We start from the raw sequence: 20301 nt of genomic DNA on the forward strand, positions 1-20301 counted from the left end.
TTGGTAAAAAAATCGCCTGTCCACATGAACAGGCGATTAGGGTTTAGAAATAGTGACGGACTTTTGAGAAGACATCCCCGTCGAGAATGAGCTTGCCGTATTCTTCAAGCATCGCTAACGTCTGCGTGCTGAACGTCAAATACTCGGCTAAGAGACTTAATACGTTCTCTTCTTCTTCCGGTTCCATCTCGTCTGGGAAGTCAATCCACAAGTAATACCGATTGTCGTAATGGAATAACTTAAGGTTGACGTTGTTCAACGCCTCTCCTGCTCGTTTACTGAGCGAGATGATCGCCTCAAAGTCATCCGTTTCCATGGCGAGCGGAGCCCACGCCTCCGGCTCAGCTTCGATTTCATCAAGTTCACTCAATTGATCAAGCACCGATTGCTGATCGCGCGCCTCATCGATTGCCGAGCGCAGCAGTGACCCAAGCTCAGAATCGTCTTCAGAGTCAATCACATTTTTCGCGATCGTCACGGTCACTTCAAGTCCTTTTTCAAACGCTTGTACTTGTATCCATAGTGGACCATCAAACGAGATATCTTCTCGTTCGTGCGCTTCGTCCATCATCTGCCAGAACAGCTGCTCACCACGTTCTCGGTTATACCAGATTTCATCACGAGCGAAACCGCGTTTCTCGATATCGACATACGTAATGAAAAATTTGACGGTGTTGTCGTTGATGCGCTCAATTTTCACGATTGTCCACTCCCTTCTCACCTCACTCCTACTTCAACAATTAAGGAGGAGAGGGGAAATTGTCTTGTTATCATAGTACCCTTTTTTTAACGTGTCAATCTATTGATGATGGGGTTGTTACTATTATTTTATCGGAAAAACGGAATAATAAAAAGCACACTGCTTAGACAGTATGCTTCCTCACTCGTTGACGAGTCGTTGCGCTTCTTGAAGTTGGAACGTCCGGACCTTGCGCGGCAAGAATCGACGAATCTCATCTTCGTTGTACCCGACTTGAAGACGTTTTTCATCAATCAGAATCGGACGGCGGAGCAATCCTGGATATTCTTGAATCAAATCATATAGTTGTTGGAGTGAAAGCGCATCGACCGATACGTCGATTTTCGAGAAAACTTTAGATCGGGTCGAGATGATTTCATCTGTCCCATCTTCTGTCATACGTAGGATTTGTTTGATCTCATTGAGTGAGAGTGGTTCTGAAAATATGTTCCGTTCCGTGAATGGAATATCATGCTCCTCGAGCCATGCCCGTGCTTTTCGGCACGATGTGCAGCTCGGAGACGTGTACAATGTGACCATTTTCGTTCCTCCCTGATCAAGTGTTCGTTCATCTTTTTCAAGTGACTCTATTTGTATACCCAAAAATTCGTCCACTTAATTATAATAATTCTTATTTATTGAAACTTCAATGATAACTTTTCTCACTCGGGTAAGAAAAGAGGACGCATTCAGGAGAATGCGACCCTTGATCGACCGTTCTAGGACGCCGGCATTCGAGAAACCGGTTGTGATACCGTCTCTTTGCCAGGCTTCACTTGTAAGTCTTTCAATTTCTTCTTGAGGACTTCCTTCAGAAGTTTCTTTTTCTGTTGCAATACTTTGTCACGCTCTTTCATGGTCTCTCACCCCCAACGCCATAAGGACTCGACCCACCGACCGTTACTGAATCTGAAAATCTTGAACTTGCACTAATCTACAATTAAATTATAGCACATTCTTATGAAAATGGTTGAACAATCTCGAAGATTTTCATCATTTCACACGTTCCAAATTTGCTTTTCTTTTTCAATTCCCGTATAGTTAATAGAAATAACCTTTGAAATCACCAAGGAGGAGAGCGAATATGAGAATTACGCTAGAGACGATTATGCAACATCCGGTCACCCAAAAATATTTGACCCGTTCCGGTCTGAAACACGCCGTCGACGTGTGTGAACGCGCTCTCGAATTGGCGACGCGACGAGGGCTTGATACGGATTTAGCGACGAAAGCCGCTCTGCTCCATGACATCGGTCACTACGAATGGTACACCGAAGGCAAATGGAACTACGATTTATACCGTCAAAACGACATTCATGCCATTAAAGGGGCCGAACGCGCCCATAAGCTATTGATTCGTCTCGGGGAAGACCCGGCGCGCGCGAAAGAGATCTCGGTCATGATTTTGCTTCATACCGATTCCTATCTCCCGCCTAACCGGATTCAACGTACCCCACTCCAACAGCTCGTCCATGATGCGGATACGTACGTGGAACAACCTGGCGGACTGCATCACTATGAGACGATGGAAATCGAAGATGCCCTTGCCCGTGTCCGCCTGATTGACGCGGTCGTCGAACGGCTCTCGAACTTGCCACGCATCTCAAACGCCTGACACCGTCCTTGGATGGTGTTTTTCTTTGCGTTCAAAAAAGTCCCGAATCCGGTTGGATTCGGGACTTTCTAATTATACGAGTTGCGCTTTATACGCTTCGTATTCTTCGTCTGTCAATGAGACGTAATGGCCTGGCTCGACTTCACGGAGCGGTGGGATGCTTGAATCCTCATCCGAACGTCCGACGGCACCGAGTGACTTCGACTCATACACGATCCGCTTACGTGTGCGCTCATGCTCTGGATCCGGAAGCGGGATCGCCGAGAGAAGCGACTTCGTATAGGCGTGAATCGGGTTCTCATACAAACGCGCTGCTGGAGCGAGTTCGACGAGGTGACCTTGATACATGACACCGATCCGGTCTGAGATATACTTGACCATCGACAAATCGTGGGCGATGAACAAGTACGTCAAATCACGGTCGCGTTGCAATTCTTTCATCAAGTTGACGACCTGAGCTTGGATCGATACGTCGAGAGCCGAGATTGGCTCATCGGCGATGATGAAGTCTGGTTCAACCGCGAGAGCGCGGGCAATCCCGATCCGCTGACGTTGACCGCCCGAGAATTCGTGCGGGTAACGGCTCGCGTGCTCTTTCGTAAGACCGACCGTTTCGAGAAGGTCATAGACACGGTTCATCCGGTCTTCTTTCGTCTTGGCAAGGCCGTGGATATCAATGCCTTCAGCGATGATATCAGCGACCGTCATCCGCGGGTTGAGCGATGCGTAAGGATCTTGGAAGATCATTTGCATGGCCCGGTTGAATTTCAACTTCTCCGCTTTCGACTTCTTGCCATGAACGTTTTCGCCTTTGAAGACGACGTCACCGTCCGTCGCGTCATAAAGACCGATGATGGTACGACCTGTCGTCGATTTCCCACAACCTGACTCCCCTACGAGACCGAGTACTTCACCTTTGTAGATATCAAACGAGATGCCATCGACCGCTTTAACGACGCGGCCTCGGCCAATTTTAAAGTGCTGCTTCAGGTCTTTTACTTCGAGTAATTTCTCGCGTTCCATTATTCAGCACCACCTTTCAAAATCGATTTGGCGAACGCGCTGTCCGGACGATACTTGAGTGCAAGGTCACGGATTGCTTTCGGCGGGCTCACTTGCGGTGCTTGCGGGTGCAATAACCAACTTGCCGCATAGTGCGTGTCGCTAATTTGGAACATCGGTGGTTCTTTTTCAAAGTCGATCTTCATCGCATACGGGTTACGTGGTGCGAACGCATCGCCTTTTGGCGGGTCGAGCAAGTTCGGCGGCGTACCTGGGATGGCAGGAAGCGCCTCGTTCGGGTCATCAGATGGGCGCGGCATCGATCCGAGCAGTCCCCATGCGTATGGGTGACGCGGCTCGTAGAAGATCTCATCGACCGTTCCCTTCTCGACGATTTTACCAGCGTACATAACGGCAACACGGTCAGCCATGTTCGCGACGACACCGAGGTCGTGCGTGATGAAGATAATCGCTGTGCCGGTCTTTTGTTGGATGTCTTTCAAAAGCTCCAAAATCTGAGCTTGAATCGTTACATCGAGAGCCGTCGTCGGCTCATCGGCGATCAATACTTTAGGGTTACATGCGAGCGCGATCGCGATAACGATCCGTTGACGCATACCACCTGAGAGTTGGTGCGGATATTGCTTAAGACGTGCTTCTGGGTTTGGAATCCCAACGAGTGTGAGCAATTCCAGCGTACGCTTCTTCGCATCTTCACCCGTAAGACCTTGGTGTTGCTTCAATCCTTCAGCAATCTGTTTGAAGATCGTCATCGTCGGGTTGAGTGATGTCATTGGATCTTGGAAGATCATGGCGATATCACGGCCACGGATCTTCAACATTTCTTTTTCCGACAACTTCGCCAAGTCTTTACCTTCGAACAAGATTTCTCCGTTCGTGATTTCACCTGGCGGGTTCGGGATCAGACGCATGATCGCTTTTGAAGTGACGGATTTACCAGAACCCGATTCACCAACGATGGCGAGCGTCTCGCCTTTTTTCAAATCAAACGATACGTTGCGAACAGCTTGTACCGTTCCAGCATACGTATGGAACGAGACCGCTAAGTCTCGGACAGATAAAATCGTTTCCATTCACGAGTCCCCCTGTTTCTATAATTATTTACGCATTTTCGGGTCAAACGCATCACGCAAGCCATCGGCGAGCAAGTTGAAGCTGACCATGAGCAAGACGATGATGACTGACGGGATGACGAGCAAGTACGGGAATGTCCGTAGCTCTTTGTATCCGTCGTTGATCAACGTACCAAGTGACGCTTGTGGCGGTTGAAGTCCGATCCCGATGAAACTGAGGAACGCCTCGAAGAAGATGGCAGATGGAATCGTGAACATGAGTGTGATGATGATGGCGCCGAGCGTGTTCGGGATCAAGTGTTTGAAGATCAAACGGTTACTTGAAGCACCGAGCGTACGAGCTGCCAAGACGAACTCTTGGTTTTTAAGTTTCAAGATTTGACCGCGGACGAGTCGACTCATCCCAATCCAGCCGGTGATCGTCATCGCGAGGATGATCGTGAACACCCCTGGGTCAAAGATCAAGATGAACAAGATGATCAAAATCAAGTTCGGAACACCTGTCAAAATTTCAACGATCCGCTGCATGATGTTATCTGTGCGGCCACCGAAGTAAGCCGAAATCCCACCGTATGCGACACCGATGACCGTATCAATGATCGCAGCCATCAAACCGATGAAGAGCGAGATGCGCGTTCCTTCCCAAACACGTGACCAAAGATCACGGCCGAGGTAATCCGTACCGAACCAGAAGTTCTCTTCGACATTTTTCTGTTCATAGAAATCGATGTCGCGTCCACCGAGGTTGGCCATCCCATCAAACCCTGCCCACTCAAGTCCAGTGACTTTAGGTGGAAGTTTTGCTTGTGAGATGTTTTGTTCATAAGCGTCACGGCCTGAAAGCATCGGACCGAACAACGCGAGCAAGACGAGAATGACAATGACTGACAACGAGAGGATGGCGGCTTTGTTTTTCTTTAGGCGCATCCAAGCGTCTTGCCAGAAGTTCAAACTTTTACCGGCAATACGTTCACCGAGCTGTTCATTCATCTCGACACGTTGGAACATGTCTTGGTCGAACTGCTCGAAATTCTTTTTATTTTCAATCATCAGTTATCCCCCCCAAGACGAATACGTGGGTCAACGACTCCGTAGAGCAAGTCGACAAGTAGAATGATAATAATGAACAAGGCCGAGAAGAAGAGCGTTGTGCCCATGATGACCGAGTAATCATTCAACGTAATTGATGTAACGAACAACTCACCAAGTCCCGGAACCGCAAAGATTTTTTCGATAACGAACGTACCTGTCAACAGGCCGGCCGTCATTGGTCCAAGAATTGTGATGGCAGGAATCATCGCGTTACGCACCATGTGTTTCCAAACGATGGCGTTTCCGGTCAATCCTTTCGCCTTAGCGAGCGTGACATAATCTTGTCCGGTCACTTCTAGCATCTCGGTCCGGACGAAACGAGCGATCGCCGCCGTGACACCGAGCGAGAGCGAGATGGTCGGCAAAATCGTATGAGCCGGTGAATCCCAGAACGCGACAGGGAGGATTTGCAACTTAACCCCTACATAGTACTGAAGGAGGGCTGCAAATACGAATGATGGGACAGAAATCCCGATTACCGATACGAACATTGAACCATAGTCGATGTACGTGTTATGACGGATGGCTGCAACAATCCCGAGGAGCAATCCGACAAACGTCCCGAGGACGAGCGCTTGAATCCCTAGTTGAGCTGAAGGTCCGATCCGTTCCATAATCAAATCCGTCACTGGCCGGTTGGCCGTACGGAACGATACTCCGAGGTCACCTTGCACAAGGTTCCCTAAGTAAGTCGCATAACGAACTGGAAGTGGATCATTGAGTCCGTAACGATCGTTCAAGAGTTGAATTTGTGATTCAGTCAATTTCTCCTGGTTTTGGTACGGCGAACCTGGAAGCAGGTCCATCAGGAAAAACGTGAACGTCGCAATCAAGAAGAACGTGATGAGGCCGTAAGTCAGCCGTTGCAGAATATAACGTCCCATAAATAAATACCCCCTGTTTTTCTAATGTGTCTATGCTTGCACCAACAGCGTCACTATGACATATTGCCCTTTTCTTGAATTCACAAAATGAAAGGAATTTTCTGAAAGAATAGGTCAAACGTCATCTCAAGGCTCTTAGCACAGCACATGAAAATTGAAGAATCCTTAGTTTGTAAAGTATTCTGAATTTTCACTGTTACTACATTATACTTTACCAACAAAACATTTGAATAGTATTTTCTCTCATTTCCGGATTTTTTTTAGAAAAGGGGGGACATGCACGTTGCATGCCCCCTTCTCATTTAGTTGATATCGACGTATTTGTACTGGTAATCAGCACCGAATAGTTGACGGTTGAAGTTTTCGACGTTTGGACGGAGCAAGTAAGCGACACCAGCTTGGTAAATCGGCATGATGGCTTGGTCTTGTTCGATCAAGAGCGTCTCTGCTTCTTTAAATTTGTCATAACGGGCATCGATTGCTGTTTCAGCAGATGCTTCATCAATCAACTTGTCGTAGGCAGCAGACTTGTAGTTGATGTCGTTTTGACCGTTGTCAGACGTGAAGATGCCAAGGTTTGTGAGCGGATCTTGATAGTCAGGTCCCCAAAGGGCGAATGACATTTGGTACTCTCCGTTCGCTTCGAGCTCGAGCTTGTTGTTGAACGGTTGTTGTGAGATGTTCACGGTCACGTTCGGCAAGTTCGATTCGATTTGGCCTTTCATGTACTCTGAGATTTGTTTCGATACTTCGCTGTCGAACGAGAGAAGTTCGATTGTAGCAGCTTCGCCGCCAGTCGCTTCTTCCCAAAGGGATGCCGCTTCGTCAGCGTTCGTTTCAAAGTGCGTCACGCCTTCCGTGTAATCCGTGCCGTCTTCATACTTGATGAAGTCTTTCGGGATGAACGAAGTCGTGGCGATTGAACCGTTGTTCAAGAGTTGGTCGATGATTCCGGCTGGGTCGACCGCACGAGCGACTGCTTTACGGGCATTGACGTCAGCGAAGACTTCATCTTCATGGTTGAACTTGAAGTAACCGACGCTTGAACGAAGGCCTGTGTTATAGTCGTCGTTCTCTTGGAAAGCAGCAACTTGTTCAGATGAAAGGCCGGCGTAGTCGACTTCTCCTGCTTCATACAAGTTGACGACTGTCGATGTGTCTTTGACGACACGTACGTCTACTTTTTCCAAGGCGACGTTTTCAGCATCCCAGTACGCGTCGTTTTTCGTCAACACGTACCCTTGCTCACGATCCCACTCCGACCATGTGAATGGACCGTTGTAAATGTGGTTCTCTGGAGTCGTTGAGAAATCCGCACCCTTTTCAGTAGCGAACGCTTCGTTGATCGGTGTGAATGTACCGAACGATGTGAGCGAGATGAATGATGGGTCCGGACGCTCGAGTGTGACTTCAAGCGTCTTCTCATCGATTGCTTTCACGCCGAGGTCTTCTTTTGGAAGATCTCCTGTGTTGATGGCTTCAGCATTTTTTACTGTGTTCATGATGTACGCGTATTGTGAACCAGTTTTTGGATCCACAGCGCGTTGCCAAGCGTAGACGAAGTCGTTCGCTGTGACAGGTTCGCCGTTAGACCATTCCGCGTCGCGGAGTGTGAACGTGTAGACCGTTTCGTCTTCGTTCACTTCTGGTTCTCCTTCGGCGATTGCAGGAACGGCATTCCCGTCTTGATCCAGACGGTAAAGACCTTCCATCGTGTTGGCGATCAAGTTGAACGCGACTGCGTCCGTCGCGAGCGCCGGGTCAGCCGTTGTAATATCAGACGTGTCCGTCAAGCGGAGAACTTTTTCTCCGTTCGAAGACGAACCGCCGTCAGAGTCTCCGCCAGTCGAGCAAGCGGCGAGCACTGAACCGAGTGCCAAGATGAGTGTCATCATGAGCAAAATCGATTTTTTCTTCATTGCGATGTCCCCTTTCTGAATCGTGAAGCATGGCGTTTCGTCGGACGATAACATCTTACTTTTTCTTTAATTTTCTGAATATTTCATTTTGTATCCGACGAAAGAACGTTAGGGCTATTGTAAAAAATTTTTAATCAAACTGTCAACTCCCTAATAAACCGCTGTCATTTTCAACACGAACTTCTCGCCTTCTCCACCAAGCAACAGGTATCATAGAGCCATAGGGCGGATGACTCGATGGAGCACATCCAAGCTGAAAGGAGTTTGTCACATTGAAAAATTTTAGAAGTATATTAATCGTTTGGGGGATTGTCACAATTGCCTACACGGTCTGGTCGAGCCTCTCTTATTACCAGGATGAAACGTTATTGTTTCATTTGAGCGGCGGTCTGTTCGTCGCCGGGATGCTCGTCTTTGCAATCGGTATGTTCTCTCAAATGAGCGCGTCTGGACTATTCGACGGCATCATGTACGGGTTCAAACGTAACCGACGCGCCAAGTTGAAAGAGATTGATCCGGATTACGAGGAAGACGAAGAGGCGACTCCGGAAGAACGGGCCGCTCAAAAACATTCGGCTTCGCGTTGGGTGTACGTCGGCGTCGGTAGCATCATTCTCTCCTACGTCATCACCCTCGTTTGACCTTCCGATTTTTCAGACGATATGCTACACTATGGCTAGAACAATAGGAAACACGATGAAGAAGACAAGTACCTCGATCCCCCTTTCCCCCAGAGAGTCTACGTTGCTGCGAGTAGATGGAGAGCGTCGAGCGAATGGACTTCGGAGTGGCTCACCTGAACGATAGTATGGTGAGACGGTCACGCCCGTTAACGCGATCAAGTGGCATGAACTTCATGCAAATTTGGGTGGCACCGCGGTTATTCGTCCCGATTTTTCGGGCGGGGAACCGCGGTTTTTTTATATTCTATGGAGGTGCAATCATGGCAAAAATCTTTTCTGGCATTAAACCGACCGGCGTCGTGACGCTCGGTAACTACTTAGGGGCGATGAAACAGTTTGTCGAGCTCCAAGACGAGCACGAAGCGTTCTACTGTGTCGTCGATCTCCATTCGATCACGGTCCAACTTGACCGGGTCGAGTTGATGGACAACACGCGTAAACTTGCGGCGCTCTATCTCGCTTGTGGTCTCGACCCTGAGAAGTCGACGATTTTCGTCCAGTCGGAAGTGAAGGCGCACGCCCAGCTCGGATGGATGTTGACGTGTATCGCCGGCATGGGTGAACTGAGCCGGATGACGCAGTATAAAGACAAATCCCAAAACAGTGAAAATATCGGTGCCGGCCTCTTCGTCTATCCGACGCTCATGGCGGCCGATATCCTCTTGTACGGGACAGAACTCGTCCCGGTCGGTGATGACCAAAAACAACACGTCGAATTGACGCGTGACTTGGCCGAGCGCTTCAACAAGCGCTACTACGAGACGTTCACGATTCCTGAGCCGCTCATTCAAAAAGAAGGCGCCCGCATCATGAGTTTGACGAACCCGGTGAAGAAGATGTCGAAATCGGATGCGAACGTGAAAGGCTTCATCTCGATGCTCGATGAGCCGAACGTCATCCGCAAGAAAATCAAGAGCGCGGTCACAGACTCGAGCGGGATCATCAGCTTCGACCGAGAGAACAAGCCGGGAATCTCAAACTTGCTTGAGATTTATTCACTCTCGACCGATACGCCAATCGACGAACTCGTCGAACGTTATCAAGATTCGAACTACGGGACGTTCAAACAAGATGTCGCTGAAGCGGTCGTCGCCATGCTCGAACCGATTCAGAATCGCTATCATGAACTCGTCGACTCAGCTGAGCTCGATGCGATCCTCGATGCAGGACGTGAAAAGGCAGAAGCCGTCGCCAACAAAAATCTCGCGAAAATCGAAAAAGCGATGGGCCTCAACCGAAAACGTGCCAAAGTGAAAAAATAAGACGAAGCCGCCCTTTACACTCAAAGGGCGGCTTTTCTGCGTAGCGATTTCAAATTGGATGCAACAAAAAAAGAGACAGGCGTCCCTGTCTCTTTTCGTGTTGTTTCGAATTATTGTTTGCCTTCGATGAATGCCCACTTGTACGAGTAGTCAGCGCCGAACGCGTGTTCAACGATGTTCTTAACGTATGGCTTCGTGAGGCGAGCCGATCCACGTTGGTAAACTGGCGAGATCGCGTTCTCTTCAAGAACGATTTTCTCTGCAGCTTGAAGGTCAGCCCAACGCTGTTCAGCATCTGTGCTTGATTTCGCAGACTCGATGAGTTTGTCGAATTCGTCGTTCGACCACTTACCACGGTTGTATGGTCCGTCAGTGACGAAGAGGTCAACGAATGTCATTGGATCCTGGTAGTCAGGGCCCCATCCAGCGAATGTCAACTCGAAATCACCTTTGTTTTCAAGGTCAAGTTTGTTGTTGAACGGTTGTTGCTTGATTGTGAGCGTGATACCTGGAAGGTTCTTCTCAAGTTCACCTTTGATGAACTCACCGATTTGCTTCGCAGATTCTGAGTCATAGTTGAGGAGCTCGATTTCGACAGAGTCTTGGCCGAGCTCTTCAAGTCCTTTTTCCCAAAGTTCTTTCGCTTTGTCCACGTCGTAGCCGCCGATGTCGCCGTTCGCTTCACGGAAGTCCGCGCCGTCTGGTCCAGTTACGAAGTCTTTTGGTACGAGGTAGTTGGCAGGGATTGAACCGTTCGCGAGGAGCGTTTCAGAGATCGCTGCTTTATCGTATGCCGCGTCAATCGCGTTCCGGATGTTTTGGTTGTCAAGTGCTTCAACCGCCGTGTTGAACTGGAGGTAGAAGAGTGTTGGCTCGACGACAGTCGAGAAGTCTTCGTTGTCTTGGTATTGCGCAACGAGCTCAGAAGTCAAACCAGTGCGGTCAACGTCGCCGTTTTCGTACAAGTTAACGCCTGTTGAAACTTCTTTAACGACTTTAACGTTGATTTCGTCAAGTTTGACGGCTTCAGCATCCCAGTAGTCGTCGTTTTTGACCATTTTCCAGCCTTGCTCGCGCTCCCAGCTTTCGAGTTTGAACGGTCCGTTGTAGAGAGTTGTCTCTGCAGACGTACCGAAGTTCTCGCCTTGCTCTTTGTCGAACGACTCAAGTTTAGGCATGAATACGCCGAAGCTTGTGAGACCGAGGAAGTAATCAGCTGGTGCAGTCAATTTAACTTCAAGTGTCTGATCATCAGTAGCTGTGACGCCGACAGCGTCGCGCTCGCCTTCGCCAGTGTTGTAGGCTTCAGCACCTTCGATGATTGACATGACGTAAGCATATTGTGAAGCGTTGTCCGGGTTAAGGACTTCTTTCCAAGCGTATTCGAAGTCGTTAGCTGTTACAGGCTCACCGTTAGACCAAGTTGCGCCTTCACGGATTTTGAACGTGTACGTTTTACCGTCTTCAGAAACTTCGTGTGACTCCGCGATCCCCGGTGTCGGGTTATCTTCGTCGTCCATACGATAGAGACCTTCGTTAACGTTGTTCAAGACGTTGAACGAAACCGCGTCAGTCGCGAGTGTAGGGTTAAGTGAAGGGATGTCAGAACTATCGAGCAAGTTGAGGACTTGCTCCTCGTCTGCGCCGCCTTCAGAACCTTGATTATTTGATGATGTCTCTTCTTCCCCACCCGAGCAAGCTGCTAGGAATGCGCTAGATAGAAGCGTTACCGACGTTGCTAAAGCAAAACCTTTTTTCTTATTCATTGCGATGACCCCCTGATTTTTTCGGTTTAACGAAATGAACGATGGTAGAAAATTCAGATATCTCACTTTACAAAATTTGCTACCACAATCCCGTTGAAGCAATAATACAATATTCTGATAATTTTGCAAAGTATTTATTTTGATTTTTCTAAAAAATTTTTATTATAGGCTAAAAGCCCGCCTAGGGAGACGGGCTTTTAGCTCATTTTTCATAAACTTTAGAAAAAGTTAGGACGTACGAAGGACCGATGACCGGAAAACCGATTTCCGCATATTTGGAATCGACTGCGTAAGATCTTCCAGCTTGGTAGATTGGGATAACGACAGCTTCTTCCAACAGCCGTTTTTCCGCCTGTCGATACGTCTCGTTCCGGTCCGCAAGTACTTCTGTCGAGCGGGCCTCATCCATCAAACGATCGAACGTGTCGTCCGTGTACCCGCTCGAATTCAAATAGTTATTTGTCTCGAATTGGGTCAAATAGGCACTGAATGTCGGGTAGTCCGGTTGCCACCCTGAAAGTGACAACGCGTAATCGCCTGCGACTTCTTTCCTAACTTTGTCACCGAGCGGCAACTCGACGACGTTCACTTGAAGACCGGGAAGTTGTTCAAGCTCTGTTTCAATCGTCTGGGCGATCTGCCTCGCCTCTTCATCGACAAAGCTGAGCAACTCAATCTCGATTTCCTCTTCTTCGAGCCGATCAAGTACGTCTGCGAACAGTGTCGCCGCCTCTCCTTCAAGCGTCGGCTCCGTTTCCGTTTGATCGGTGACGAGCAATCGTTCTGTCGTCCGTTCGGCTCTTGCGAGTGACCCTTCCACTGCTTCGCGGTCTAAGGCGAGCGCGAGCGCGCGTCGGAAATCGGCATCATCGAACGGATACTCGTCGACGTTCGGTTTCAAATAGAAGACGCCGCTTCGTGGGACATCAACGAGCTTACCTTCGAGTGATTCGATTGTCCCCTCGTCCGTGCCGTAAGGGATCGGGTGAATACCGGCGGGCTCTGAACTTAGACCTTCATCCGCCCAGATGATAACCTTTTCGAGTGTGACGCGATCTGCATCATAATAAGCCTCGTTTTTTATCAACGTCGCCTGGGCCGCGTCGATTGACTCGATTTGGAACGGTCCGTTCGCATCGAGCTCTTGCCACTCCCCAATCATCGTCTGCGGCAGAAAGGCCGGCATCGCTAAAATCTGCTCGAACCCTTCCATCGGCCGCTCGAGCGTCAGTTCAAGTGTCTGTTCGTCAATCGCTTTCACGCCGAGCGTCTCTGGTTCTTTCGTCCCGAGACTGATCGCTTTCGCGTTCAATACATCTCCGAGGAGGAAACTGAACGGGGAATTCGTATCGTCATCGGCGAGCATGCGAAAATGCTCGACGAACGTTTCAGCCGTGATCGCATTTCCATTCACAGTTTGACTTGCCTTCAAGTTAAACGTATATGTCGCCCCGTCCTCGGAACGCGTCATCGTCTCAACGAGTCCCGGTTCAATCTCACCGTCCGCTCCGAAGCGATACAATCCTTCATAAATATGCGATAACACAGTTTGCGAACTCGGATCGATCGCGAGCAGTGTGTTCGGCTGCTCCGGCAACGTCTCTCCATGGATCGTCACGATTTGTTCTTCTGGGGGTAGTAATTCTCGTGCCTGCTCTCGTTGTCCGTACCAAATAACGAAAAAAAGGATAAGGACTGAACCCAACAAGGCGGCACCGATGAAAAATCGTTTCATCTGGCATTCTCCTCTCTGTTAGACCAACCCTTATACCCTACCCGTTTTTGTCACTTTTTTCTACTATTAGTCGTTCACTTTCGCGAATGCGAGCGTCGCGTTGTGGCCCCCGAAGCCAAGCGAGTTGCTCAGTGCGTACTGGATATCAAGTTCCCGATTTCCATCACGGACATAGTCTAAATCGCAATCATCAGCTGGTGTCTCACAGTTGATCGTCGGATGAATCCGTCCCTCATGAATCGATAGCGCCGTGATGACGGCCTCGACTCCGCCGGCTGCGCCGAGCAAGTGCCCGATCATCGATTTTGATGAGTTGACGGCCAAGTTGTGCGCGTGGTCACCGAAAACGTTGTGGATCGCTTTCGTCTCGAGCATGTCGTTGAGTGGTGTGCTCGTCCCGTGTGCGTTGATGTATTGAACGTCTTCTGGACGAATTCCCGCGTCACGAAGCGCCTCGTTCATCGCTTTTGATCCACCTTCTGCCTCAGGTGACGGTGCCGTGATGTGGTAAGCGTCCGAACTCATGCCATACCCGACGACTTCCGCATACATTTTGGCTCCGCGCGCTTTCGCATGCTCATATTCCTCGAGAACGAGCACGCCCGCGCCTTCACCCATGATGAAGCCGTCACGGTTCTTATCGAACGGGCGGCATGCCGTGTTCGGGTCTGGATTCGTCGATAGTGCCTTGTTGGCACAGAATCCTGAGAATGAGAGCGGCGTGATTGGTGCTTCGGCCCCACCTGCGAACATCGCGAGGGCATCACCACGTTGGATGACTTTAAACGCCTCACCGATTGAGTTCGTTCCAGACGCACAAGCTGTGACCGAGCAGTTGCTCGGCCCTTTTGCTCCGAGGTAAATCGAAACTTGACCGCTCGCCATGTTTGGAATCATCATCGGGATGAAGAATGGGCTGATGCGACGTGGTCCCCGTTCATGCAAGATGCTCGCTTGTTTGTCGATTGTTTCGACACCACCGATCCCGCTTCCGATCCAAATCCCGACATCGTCCGCGATTGCTTTCACATCTAGACCGCTATCCCGATGCGCAGCGTCAGCCGCAAGAATCGAATATTGAATGAACGAATCCATCTTGCGCGCTTCCTTCGGTTCGACCAAATGATCGATGTTCCATTCCTTTACTTCCGCCCCGACTTTCGCCGGATACTGGCTAATATCAATCTTTGTTAACGTATCGACTGCATTTTCCCCGTTCAACAGTCGCTCCCACATTGCCGTAACGTCGTTCCCGAGTGGGGAAACGACTCCTAATCCTGTGATGACTACTCGTTTCATGCGTTAATCTCCTCCGTGATGTTAGCGTTATTCCATGTTAAACAGCTCGCTCCCCATGTGAGCCCGGCGCCGAAGCCGGCGACGACGATCGTTTGACCGTTTGAGATTTTCCGTTGCTTGACCGCTTCGGCCAAAGCAAGTGGAATTGAAGCAGCTGACGTGTTCGCATGGTCTTGAATCGTGACGACAACTTTTGCTTCGTCAATCCCTAACCGTTCAATCGCTGCGTCAATGATACGACGGTTCGCCTGGTGCGGCACGAGGACGTCGAGGTCTTCAATCGTCTTCCCGGCCCCTTGCAACGCCTCTAAGACGATGTCAGGCATCTTACGGACGGCGAATTTGAACACTTCACGACCGTTCATGACAATCTTACCTTCTTCATTCTCATATAAGAACTTTCCGCCGGTTCCGTCACTTCCGAGAATGACCGACTCGATAGCGGCCACCTCGTCTTCGCCGAGAACGACGGCACCCGCCCCATCACCGAACAAGACGGCGGTCGAACGGTCGTCCCAATCGATCAAGTTGCCCATCTTCTCAGCTCCGATGACGAGTGTGCGCTTCAACCCTTTCGCCAGCATCATGCTCTTCGCCGTATCCATCGCGAAGATGAAGCCGCTACAGGCGGCGCTAACGTCGAAGGCGACCGCTTGCTTTGCCCCAAGGTTGGCTTGCACGAGACAAGCCGTCGCCGGGAATGATGGCGCCGTCGCCGTCGCGCAAATGATCGCGTCGATATCTTCAATCGACACACCCGCACTTTGAAGGGCCCGTTCGGCAGCCTTTGTGGCCATATCGGCAACGCTCAAATCAGCGTCTGCCAAATGGCGCGCCTCGATCCCGGTCCGGGTCCGAATCCATTCGTCGCTCGTATCCATTCGTTTTTCCAAATCGATGTTCGTGATCCGGTTGTCCGGAAGGAACGAACCGATGCCAATGATTCCAATGTTCATGTTGATGACCCCTATTCTTAGTATCTGGTACTAATATAAGGGAATAAAAAAGGGATGTCAACGCATCCCTCTCGATTATTCGCTTTGACCGAGTCGTTTCGTGACGGCCATGACCATTTTCGCCGAGTTGATCGATGCCGTCTCCAAAAATTCGTCGAACGACAAGTTCGCTTCCTCATCGGCGCTGTCCGAGATTGAACGCGTCACGACGAATGGGACACCAAACTGGTAGCACGTCTGCGCGATCGGAGCGGCTTCCATCTCGACGGCGGCGACGCCATCAAAATGCCCGAGGATGTCCGCCACCCGTTTCGAGTCATTGATGAACGAGTCGCCCGTCACGATGAGGCCCGTATGGACGTTCACGTCATGGAGACTCTCGATGACTTCTTTACAGACGTCCATCAAGTGCGCATCGGCCGTATACGCCGCCGGCATGCCTGGAACTTGCCCATACTCGTAGCCGAACGCTGTCACGTCGACATCGTGGTGACGGACTTCTGTCGAGACGACGACGTCGCCGACTTTCATCCCTTTTTTGAAGCCGCCGGCTGAACCGGTGTTGATGACGACGTCCGGTTTGAACTTATCGATCAAGAGCGTTGTCCCGATGGCCGCGTTCACTTTGCCGATGCCTGATTTCAAAATGACGACTTCCACGTTGCCAAGGTATCCTTCATAGAAGTGATAGTTGGCGATTTCCGTGTCTGTCCGTTCTGTCAATTCGTTGCGAAGCAAGTTTACTTCTTCTTCCATCGCTCCAATGATTCCGATTTTCATGATATGTGCCTCCTCAGAAAGAGAGCGACCTCCAGATGGATGTCGCTCGTTAGTGTTACTTGATTTCTTTAATTTCGACGACCATGTCGCCGCCTGGCGTTTGAACGTTGACCACGTCTCCGACCGTACGGCCGAGAAGCGCTTTAGCGATCGGTGATTCGTTTGAGATTTTCCCTGTGAACGGGTCGGCCTCGGCGCCACCGACGATTGTGTACGTCTCGTCTTCGTTATCTTCTTGAATGAAGAACGTTACCGTTTTCCCGATGGCGACCATCGAGTTGTCGGCTACGTCATCTTGGATGATGACGGCGTTACGAAGCATCTCTTCAAGTTGGGCGATGCGTCCTTCGACCATTGCCTGCTCTTCTTTCGCTGCATCATATTCAGCGTTCTCAGACAAGTCTCCGAAATCGCGGGCGATCTTAATATTCTCAACGACTTCTTTACGGCGCACCGTCTTCAGTTCGTTCAATTCATTTTCGATCTTAGCTTTTCCGTCTAACGTCATGTAATGTTGTTTTTCAGCCATTTCTGTCACTCCTTCATTGTCTCCTAGTATATTACAGCTAGGTTAAATTGAAAACGATTTATTTCCTTATGCCCGGTTGCGTTCTGTGAGCACCCAGCGAATCTTCGTCACGAGCAAATCGATGGCGACAAAGTTTTCTCCACCTTCAGGTACGATGATGTCCGCATAACGTTTCGTCGGCTCACAAAATTGAAGATGCATCGGCCGGACGACATTCGTATATTGGGCGACGACCGAGTCGATCGACCGGCCCCGCTCATTGAGATCGCGCTGCATCCGGCGTAGGATGCGGACGTCCGCATCCGTGTCGACGAACACTTTAATGTCCATCAAGTCGCGGAGACGATCATCCTCGAGCGCCAAAATGCCTTCGACGATGACGACGTCGACCGGCTCGATCAAGATCGTCTTGTCCGAGCGCGTGTGCGCCGCATAGTCATACACCGGTTTCTCGATGGCCTTGTGCTCTTGTAACTGCTTGATATGCTCGATCAAAAGATCGTTATCGAATGCGAACGGGTGGTCATAGTTCGTCTTATATCGTTCTTCCATCGTCATCTCTGACTGGTCTTTATAATACGCGTCTTGCTCGATCATGACGACCGATTGTCCTTTGAACGCATCCACGAGCGCGCGGGCCACGGTCGTCTTACCTGATCCGGTCCCCCCGGCCACGCCGATAATGACGGGTTTATGTTGCATCAAAGTTAAGTCCTCCTCATCGTAATTTACGACTGATTGCTAGGCCATCACCAAGGGGCAAAATTGCAGTATGATAATCGGTCCGTGCCATCAATTGCTCAGTAAACTCTTTTACGAGACGAACGAGCCGGCGGCGTCGACGGTCAAGCACTGACACATCCTCGAGCAGGACGTCCCCTCGTAAAAATAAATTATCGCTGTAAATCGTACCACCAATTGGTACTAAAGCGCCATACCCATCAAAGAATTTTTGATACTGACCTTTGGCCGCGTCGATAAAGACCGCATCGAATTCTCCTTCAATCGTCCCGATCAACTCCACCGCATCACCATGAATGACAGTGATTCGGTCCGATACGTCCGAGCGTCCGATAAAGCCGAGTGCCTCTTCGTGACGTCGTGCGTTTCGTTCGATCGTGACGATTTCTGCGTCCGGCAACAGTTCAGCCATTCGAATCGCACTGTATCCGATTGCCGTACCGACCTCAAGGATCCGTTTCGGACGTTGCATCGCGAGAAGCGACAGCAACACTTCAGATCCGGTCAAGTCCATGATTGGCACGTGATGTTCTCGGGCGAACGCCTCCATCTCCGCCAATAACGGCAATCGGGGCGTGACCAAGTTCTCCACGTAACCTTCATAGGATGAATGTTCCACGTCGTACACCTCTTACTCTCTAATCATTCAAACGACCGGAAGCCAAGGCTTCCGGTCGCATATCCGTCAATTGTTGTTTGCTTCTTCAAACGCTTCCCATTCTGGACGATACTTGTTGACGTTCTGTTGGTGCGCCTCGTACTCCACTTCGAACAAGACTTCCCCGTTCGGGAATCCTTCACGCGGTGGTCGGGCGTAGAAATAAACGTTATCCGTATCGTTCGGATTGAGCGTGGCGACGAACGCGTCACGACTGACCGCAGCGATTGGTCCGATTGGGATCCCTTCGTAGCGGTATGTGTTATAAAGTGAATCGTTTTGGAGATCGTTGAACGATGTGAAAATCGAAGTCTCCCCGGTACCGTACCAGACGGTCGGGTCGGACTGCAACTTCATGCCATCGGCCAGACGGTTCTCGAACACACCCGCGATCTCTTGACGGTCTTCCGTCGAGACCGCTTCTTTCTCAACGACCGAGGCGAGCGATAACGTCTCATGGAACGTGCGTCCCGACGCTTCGACCGCATCGCCGTATTCGAGATAGAGCTGTTCGGTCGGCTTGAGCATCTCATCGATGATCTGAGTGAGCGTCACACCTTTATCGAACTCATACGTTGCCGGGAACAAGTAACCTTCGAGCGGGTGATAAATCCCGTCGGCGAGCACTTCGTCCGTCAGCATCTCATGCTCATTGACGAGCGAGCGGATATACTCCTCGTCGCTCAGTTGGTCCGAAATCTCTTCTTTCGGAATATCAGCCTGTTTTGCGAGACGTGAGATGACTTGGTCGATCGTAAAGCCTTCCGGGATCACCAATTTGATATCCGGGACGACGATGACTTTCCCCGTCTTCAACGTGGCGATCAACTCGTCAAGTGATTGTGACGGAGACAACGTATACGTCCCCGCTTGGAACGATGATTCATTTTTAAACCGTGTGTAAAAACGGAAAATCGTGCTATTCCTCACGAGGCCATTCTCTTCGAGTAGTTCGCCAATGTAACCAGAACCTGCACCGAGTGGAACCTCGACCTCGACCGTTTCGGTCGAAGCTGGGTCAACGGGTTCAAGCGATCGTTTCACGAACGCATAAGATACCGCGGCACCTGTGGCGATCACTAGAAGAAAGACAGCAAGGATGATGACCGTAATTCGCCGAACGATCCGGTTACGTGCACGCTTCTCATCAAACATCGATGGATGGTTCATGCGCATTTCTCCCCTGTTCTTCTGTTATGAAGATGGGCGACGAGGGTTTCCCCTAGTCGCCCGTCCACGTATTAGTCTAAACCAACTTCGTCATTGACGATATCGAACGCTTCCATGACTTCCTCGAAGTCATCATCGTCTTCGACGAGCTTCAAGATGAACTCGCCATCTTCAAGTTCTTCGATTTCAAACGCGTACACTTCGATTGTGTCGTCATCTTCGTCTTCTGTTTCTGGATTGCCGACCGGCTCAAGAACGACAAACGTCTTCTTCGAGCGGTCGCTCGTCATCCGGAAAATTTCTGCAAATAAATGCTCGTCTCCATTTTCGTCTGGAATACGGTACATTTCTTCTTCACGACGGATTTCTGCCATGAG

21 protein-coding genes and 1 other annotated feature are annotated in these 20301 nt (G+C 50.1%); of the genes, 3 read left to right on the plus strand and 18 right to left on the minus strand.

Annotation, left to right across the window (positions count from 1 at the left end; translation table 11 throughout):
- Positions 1-43: 43 nt before the first annotated feature.
- The 3 genes from mecA to KNP78_RS03610 form a co-directional block, all read right to left on the minus strand.
- Entirely contained in the window at positions 44-700 is a 657-nt protein-coding gene (mecA, locus tag KNP78_RS03600) for an adaptor protein MecA (RefSeq protein ID WP_034776946.1), read from the minus strand.
- 180 nt (positions 701-880) lie between these two features.
- Positions 881-1279, minus strand: coding sequence for a transcriptional regulator SpxA (spxA, locus tag KNP78_RS03605; protein ID WP_015881217.1), 399 nt, complete (start codon positions 1277-1279; stop codon positions 881-883).
- A gap of 179 nt (positions 1280-1458) precedes the next feature.
- Positions 1459-1596 (minus strand): hypothetical protein, encoded by a 138-nt coding sequence (locus KNP78_RS03610; RefSeq protein ID WP_016510424.1) that lies wholly within the window; start codon positions 1594-1596, stop codon positions 1459-1461.
- Positions 1597-1823: 227 nt separating this feature from the next.
- Between KNP78_RS03610 and KNP78_RS03615 the strand changes: the two genes are divergently transcribed.
- Positions 1824-2354, plus strand: a complete 531-nt coding sequence (locus KNP78_RS03615; RefSeq protein ID WP_034776944.1) for an HD domain-containing protein — start codon at positions 1824-1826, stop codon at positions 2352-2354.
- Between the two features lie 72 nt (positions 2355-2426).
- On the opposite strand, the gene KNP78_RS03620 is transcribed toward KNP78_RS03615, so the two are convergent.
- The 5 genes from KNP78_RS03620 to KNP78_RS03640 form a co-directional block, all read right to left on the minus strand.
- Positions 2427-3377: an ABC transporter ATP-binding protein gene (locus KNP78_RS03620; protein ID WP_034776942.1), complete on the minus strand. Its 951-nt coding sequence runs from the start codon at positions 3375-3377 to the stop codon at positions 2427-2429.
- Positions 3377-4450, minus strand: coding sequence for an ABC transporter ATP-binding protein (locus KNP78_RS03625; protein WP_034776940.1), 1074 nt, complete (start codon positions 4448-4450; stop codon positions 3377-3379). The genes KNP78_RS03620 and KNP78_RS03625 overlap by 1 nt, the downstream gene beginning before the upstream one ends.
- 24 nt (positions 4451-4474) lie before the next feature.
- On the minus strand, positions 4475-5500 hold the full coding sequence (opp3C, locus tag KNP78_RS03630; RefSeq protein WP_034776938.1) for an oligopeptide ABC transporter permease: 1026 nt from the start codon (positions 5498-5500) through the stop codon (positions 4475-4477).
- Positions 5500-6426, minus strand: coding sequence for an oligopeptide ABC transporter permease (gene opp3b / locus KNP78_RS03635; protein ID WP_034776936.1), 927 nt, complete (start codon positions 6424-6426; stop codon positions 5500-5502). Before opp3b ends, opp3C begins: the two co-directional genes overlap by 1 nt.
- A gap of 302 nt (positions 6427-6728) precedes the next feature.
- On the minus strand, positions 6729-8345 hold the full coding sequence (locus KNP78_RS03640) for a peptide ABC transporter substrate-binding protein (RefSeq protein ID WP_214823282.1): 1617 nt from the start codon (positions 8343-8345) through the stop codon (positions 6729-6731).
- Between the two features lie 272 nt (positions 8346-8617).
- Here KNP78_RS03640 and KNP78_RS03645 point away from each other — a divergent pair, with 272 nt between their 5' ends.
- Both KNP78_RS03645 and trpS read left to right on the plus strand, forming a co-directional pair.
- The gene (locus KNP78_RS03645) at positions 8618-8986 is read left to right on the plus strand and encodes a DUF3899 domain-containing protein (RefSeq protein WP_034776934.1); all 369 of its coding nucleotides are present in this window, start codon (positions 8618-8620) and stop codon (positions 8984-8986) included.
- A gap of 46 nt (positions 8987-9032) precedes the next feature.
- Positions 9033-9240 (plus strand) — a binding site (T-box leader).
- A 48-nt stretch (positions 9241-9288) separates the two neighbouring features.
- Positions 9289-10290 carry a tryptophan--tRNA ligase gene (trpS, locus tag KNP78_RS03650; RefSeq protein WP_034776932.1) on the plus strand — a complete coding sequence of 334 codons (1002 nt, stop codon included), beginning with the start codon at positions 9289-9291 and terminating at the stop codon, positions 10288-10290.
- 110 nt (positions 10291-10400) lie between these two features.
- Here the strand turns inward: trpS and KNP78_RS03655 are convergent, their stop codons facing one another.
- The 10 genes from KNP78_RS03655 to KNP78_RS03700 all read right to left on the minus strand — a co-directional run bounded on the left by KNP78_RS03655 (position 10401) and on the right by KNP78_RS03700 (position 20298).
- Complete coding sequence (locus tag KNP78_RS03655) at positions 10401-12056, minus strand: peptide ABC transporter substrate-binding protein (RefSeq protein WP_214823283.1); 1656 nt, start codon at positions 12054-12056, stop codon at positions 10401-10403.
- 202 nt (positions 12057-12258) lie between these two features.
- A complete protein-coding gene (locus KNP78_RS03660; RefSeq protein WP_214823284.1) occupies positions 12259-13791 on the minus strand; it encodes a peptide ABC transporter substrate-binding protein in 1533 nt (510 codons plus the stop codon).
- A gap of 66 nt (positions 13792-13857) precedes the next feature.
- Positions 13858-15090, minus strand: a complete 1233-nt coding sequence (gene fabF, locus KNP78_RS03665; RefSeq protein WP_214823285.1) for a beta-ketoacyl-ACP synthase II — start codon at positions 15088-15090, stop codon at positions 13858-13860.
- Positions 15087-16046: a beta-ketoacyl-ACP synthase III gene (locus KNP78_RS03670; protein WP_034776926.1), complete on the minus strand. Its 960-nt coding sequence runs from the start codon at positions 16044-16046 to the stop codon at positions 15087-15089. Before KNP78_RS03670 ends, fabF begins: the two co-directional genes overlap by 4 nt.
- A 75-nt stretch (positions 16047-16121) precedes the next feature.
- On the minus strand, positions 16122-16826 hold the full coding sequence (mtnN, locus tag KNP78_RS03675) for a 5'-methylthioadenosine/S-adenosylhomocysteine nucleosidase (protein WP_029595792.1): 705 nt from the start codon (positions 16824-16826) through the stop codon (positions 16122-16124).
- A gap of 55 nt (positions 16827-16881) precedes the next feature.
- A complete protein-coding gene (gene greA, locus KNP78_RS03680; RefSeq protein WP_029595793.1) occupies positions 16882-17355 on the minus strand; it encodes a transcription elongation factor GreA in 474 nt (157 codons plus the stop codon).
- 66 nt (positions 17356-17421) lie between these two features.
- Positions 17422-18057: a uridine kinase gene (gene udk / locus KNP78_RS03685; protein WP_034776924.1), complete on the minus strand. Its 636-nt coding sequence runs from the start codon at positions 18055-18057 to the stop codon at positions 17422-17424.
- Positions 18058-18073: 16 nt separating this feature from the next.
- Positions 18074-18715, minus strand: coding sequence for an O-methyltransferase (locus KNP78_RS03690; protein ID WP_214823286.1), 642 nt, complete (start codon positions 18713-18715; stop codon positions 18074-18076).
- Between the two features lie 66 nt (positions 18716-18781).
- The gene (gene mltG / locus KNP78_RS03695) at positions 18782-19924 is read right to left on the minus strand and encodes an endolytic transglycosylase MltG (RefSeq protein WP_034776920.1); all 1143 of its coding nucleotides are present in this window, start codon (positions 19922-19924) and stop codon (positions 18782-18784) included.
- Positions 19925-19995: 71 nt separating this feature from the next.
- Positions 19996-20298 (minus strand): DUF1292 domain-containing protein, encoded by a 303-nt coding sequence (locus tag KNP78_RS03700; protein WP_034776918.1) that lies wholly within the window; start codon positions 20296-20298, stop codon positions 19996-19998.
- Positions 20299-20301 lie beyond the last annotated feature (3 nt).

Origin of the sequence: Exiguobacterium sp. s28 (assembly GCF_018618135.1) — a bacterium.
In the GTDB taxonomy this organism is placed as follows: domain Bacteria; phylum Bacillota; class Bacilli; order Exiguobacteriales; family Exiguobacteriaceae; genus Exiguobacterium; species Exiguobacterium mexicanum_A.

Excerpts from the sequence above, each read along its gene's own strand:
- KNP78_RS03655 (WP_214823283.1), bottom strand. The coding sequence starts at position 12,056 with ATGAATAAGAAAAAAGGTTTTGCTTTAGCAACGTCGGTAACGCTTCTA.
- spxA (WP_015881217.1), bottom strand. The coding sequence starts at position 1,279 with ATGGTCACATTGTACACGTCTCCGAGCTGCACATCGTGCCGAAAAGCA.
- KNP78_RS03700 (WP_034776918.1), bottom strand. The coding sequence starts at position 20,298 with ATGGCAGAAATCCGTCGTGAAGAAGAAATGTACCGTATTCCAGACGAA.
- mltG (WP_034776920.1), bottom strand. The coding sequence starts at position 19,924 with ATGAACCATCCATCGATGTTTGATGAGAAGCGTGCACGTAACCGGATC.
- udk (WP_034776924.1), bottom strand. The coding sequence starts at position 18,057 with ATGCAACATAAACCCGTCATTATCGGCGTGGCCGGGGGGACCGGATCA.
- KNP78_RS03620 (WP_034776942.1), bottom strand. The coding sequence starts at position 3,377 with ATGGAACGCGAGAAATTACTCGAAGTAAAAGACCTGAAGCAGCACTTT.
- KNP78_RS03670 (WP_034776926.1), bottom strand. The coding sequence starts at position 16,046 with ATGAACATTGGAATCATTGGCATCGGTTCGTTCCTTCCGGACAACCGG.
- KNP78_RS03610 (WP_016510424.1), bottom strand. The coding sequence starts at position 1,596 with ATGAAAGAGCGTGACAAAGTATTGCAACAGAAAAAGAAACTTCTGAAG.
- mtnN (WP_029595792.1), bottom strand. The coding sequence starts at position 16,826 with ATGAAAATCGGAATCATTGGAGCGATGGAAGAAGAAGTAAACTTGCTT.
- KNP78_RS03640 (WP_214823282.1), bottom strand. The coding sequence starts at position 8,345 with ATGAAGAAAAAATCGATTTTGCTCATGATGACACTCATCTTGGCACTC.
- opp3b (WP_034776936.1), bottom strand. The coding sequence starts at position 6,426 with ATGGGACGTTATATTCTGCAACGGCTGACTTACGGCCTCATCACGTTC.
- opp3C (WP_034776938.1), bottom strand. The coding sequence starts at position 5,500 with ATGATTGAAAATAAAAAGAATTTCGAGCAGTTCGACCAAGACATGTTC.
- KNP78_RS03660 (WP_214823284.1), bottom strand. The coding sequence starts at position 13,791 with ATGAAACGATTTTTCATCGGTGCCGCCTTGTTGGGTTCAGTCCTTATC.
- trpS (WP_034776932.1), top strand. The coding sequence starts at position 9,289 with ATGGCAAAAATCTTTTCTGGCATTAAACCGACCGGCGTCGTGACGCTC.
- greA (WP_029595793.1), bottom strand. The coding sequence starts at position 17,355 with ATGGCTGAAAAACAACATTACATGACGTTAGACGGAAAAGCTAAGATC.
- KNP78_RS03615 (WP_034776944.1), top strand. The coding sequence starts at position 1,824 with ATGAGAATTACGCTAGAGACGATTATGCAACATCCGGTCACCCAAAAA.
- fabF (WP_214823285.1), bottom strand. The coding sequence starts at position 15,090 with ATGAAACGAGTAGTCATCACAGGATTAGGAGTCGTTTCCCCACTCGGG.
- KNP78_RS03625 (WP_034776940.1), bottom strand. The coding sequence starts at position 4,450 with ATGGAAACGATTTTATCTGTCCGAGACTTAGCGGTCTCGTTCCATACG.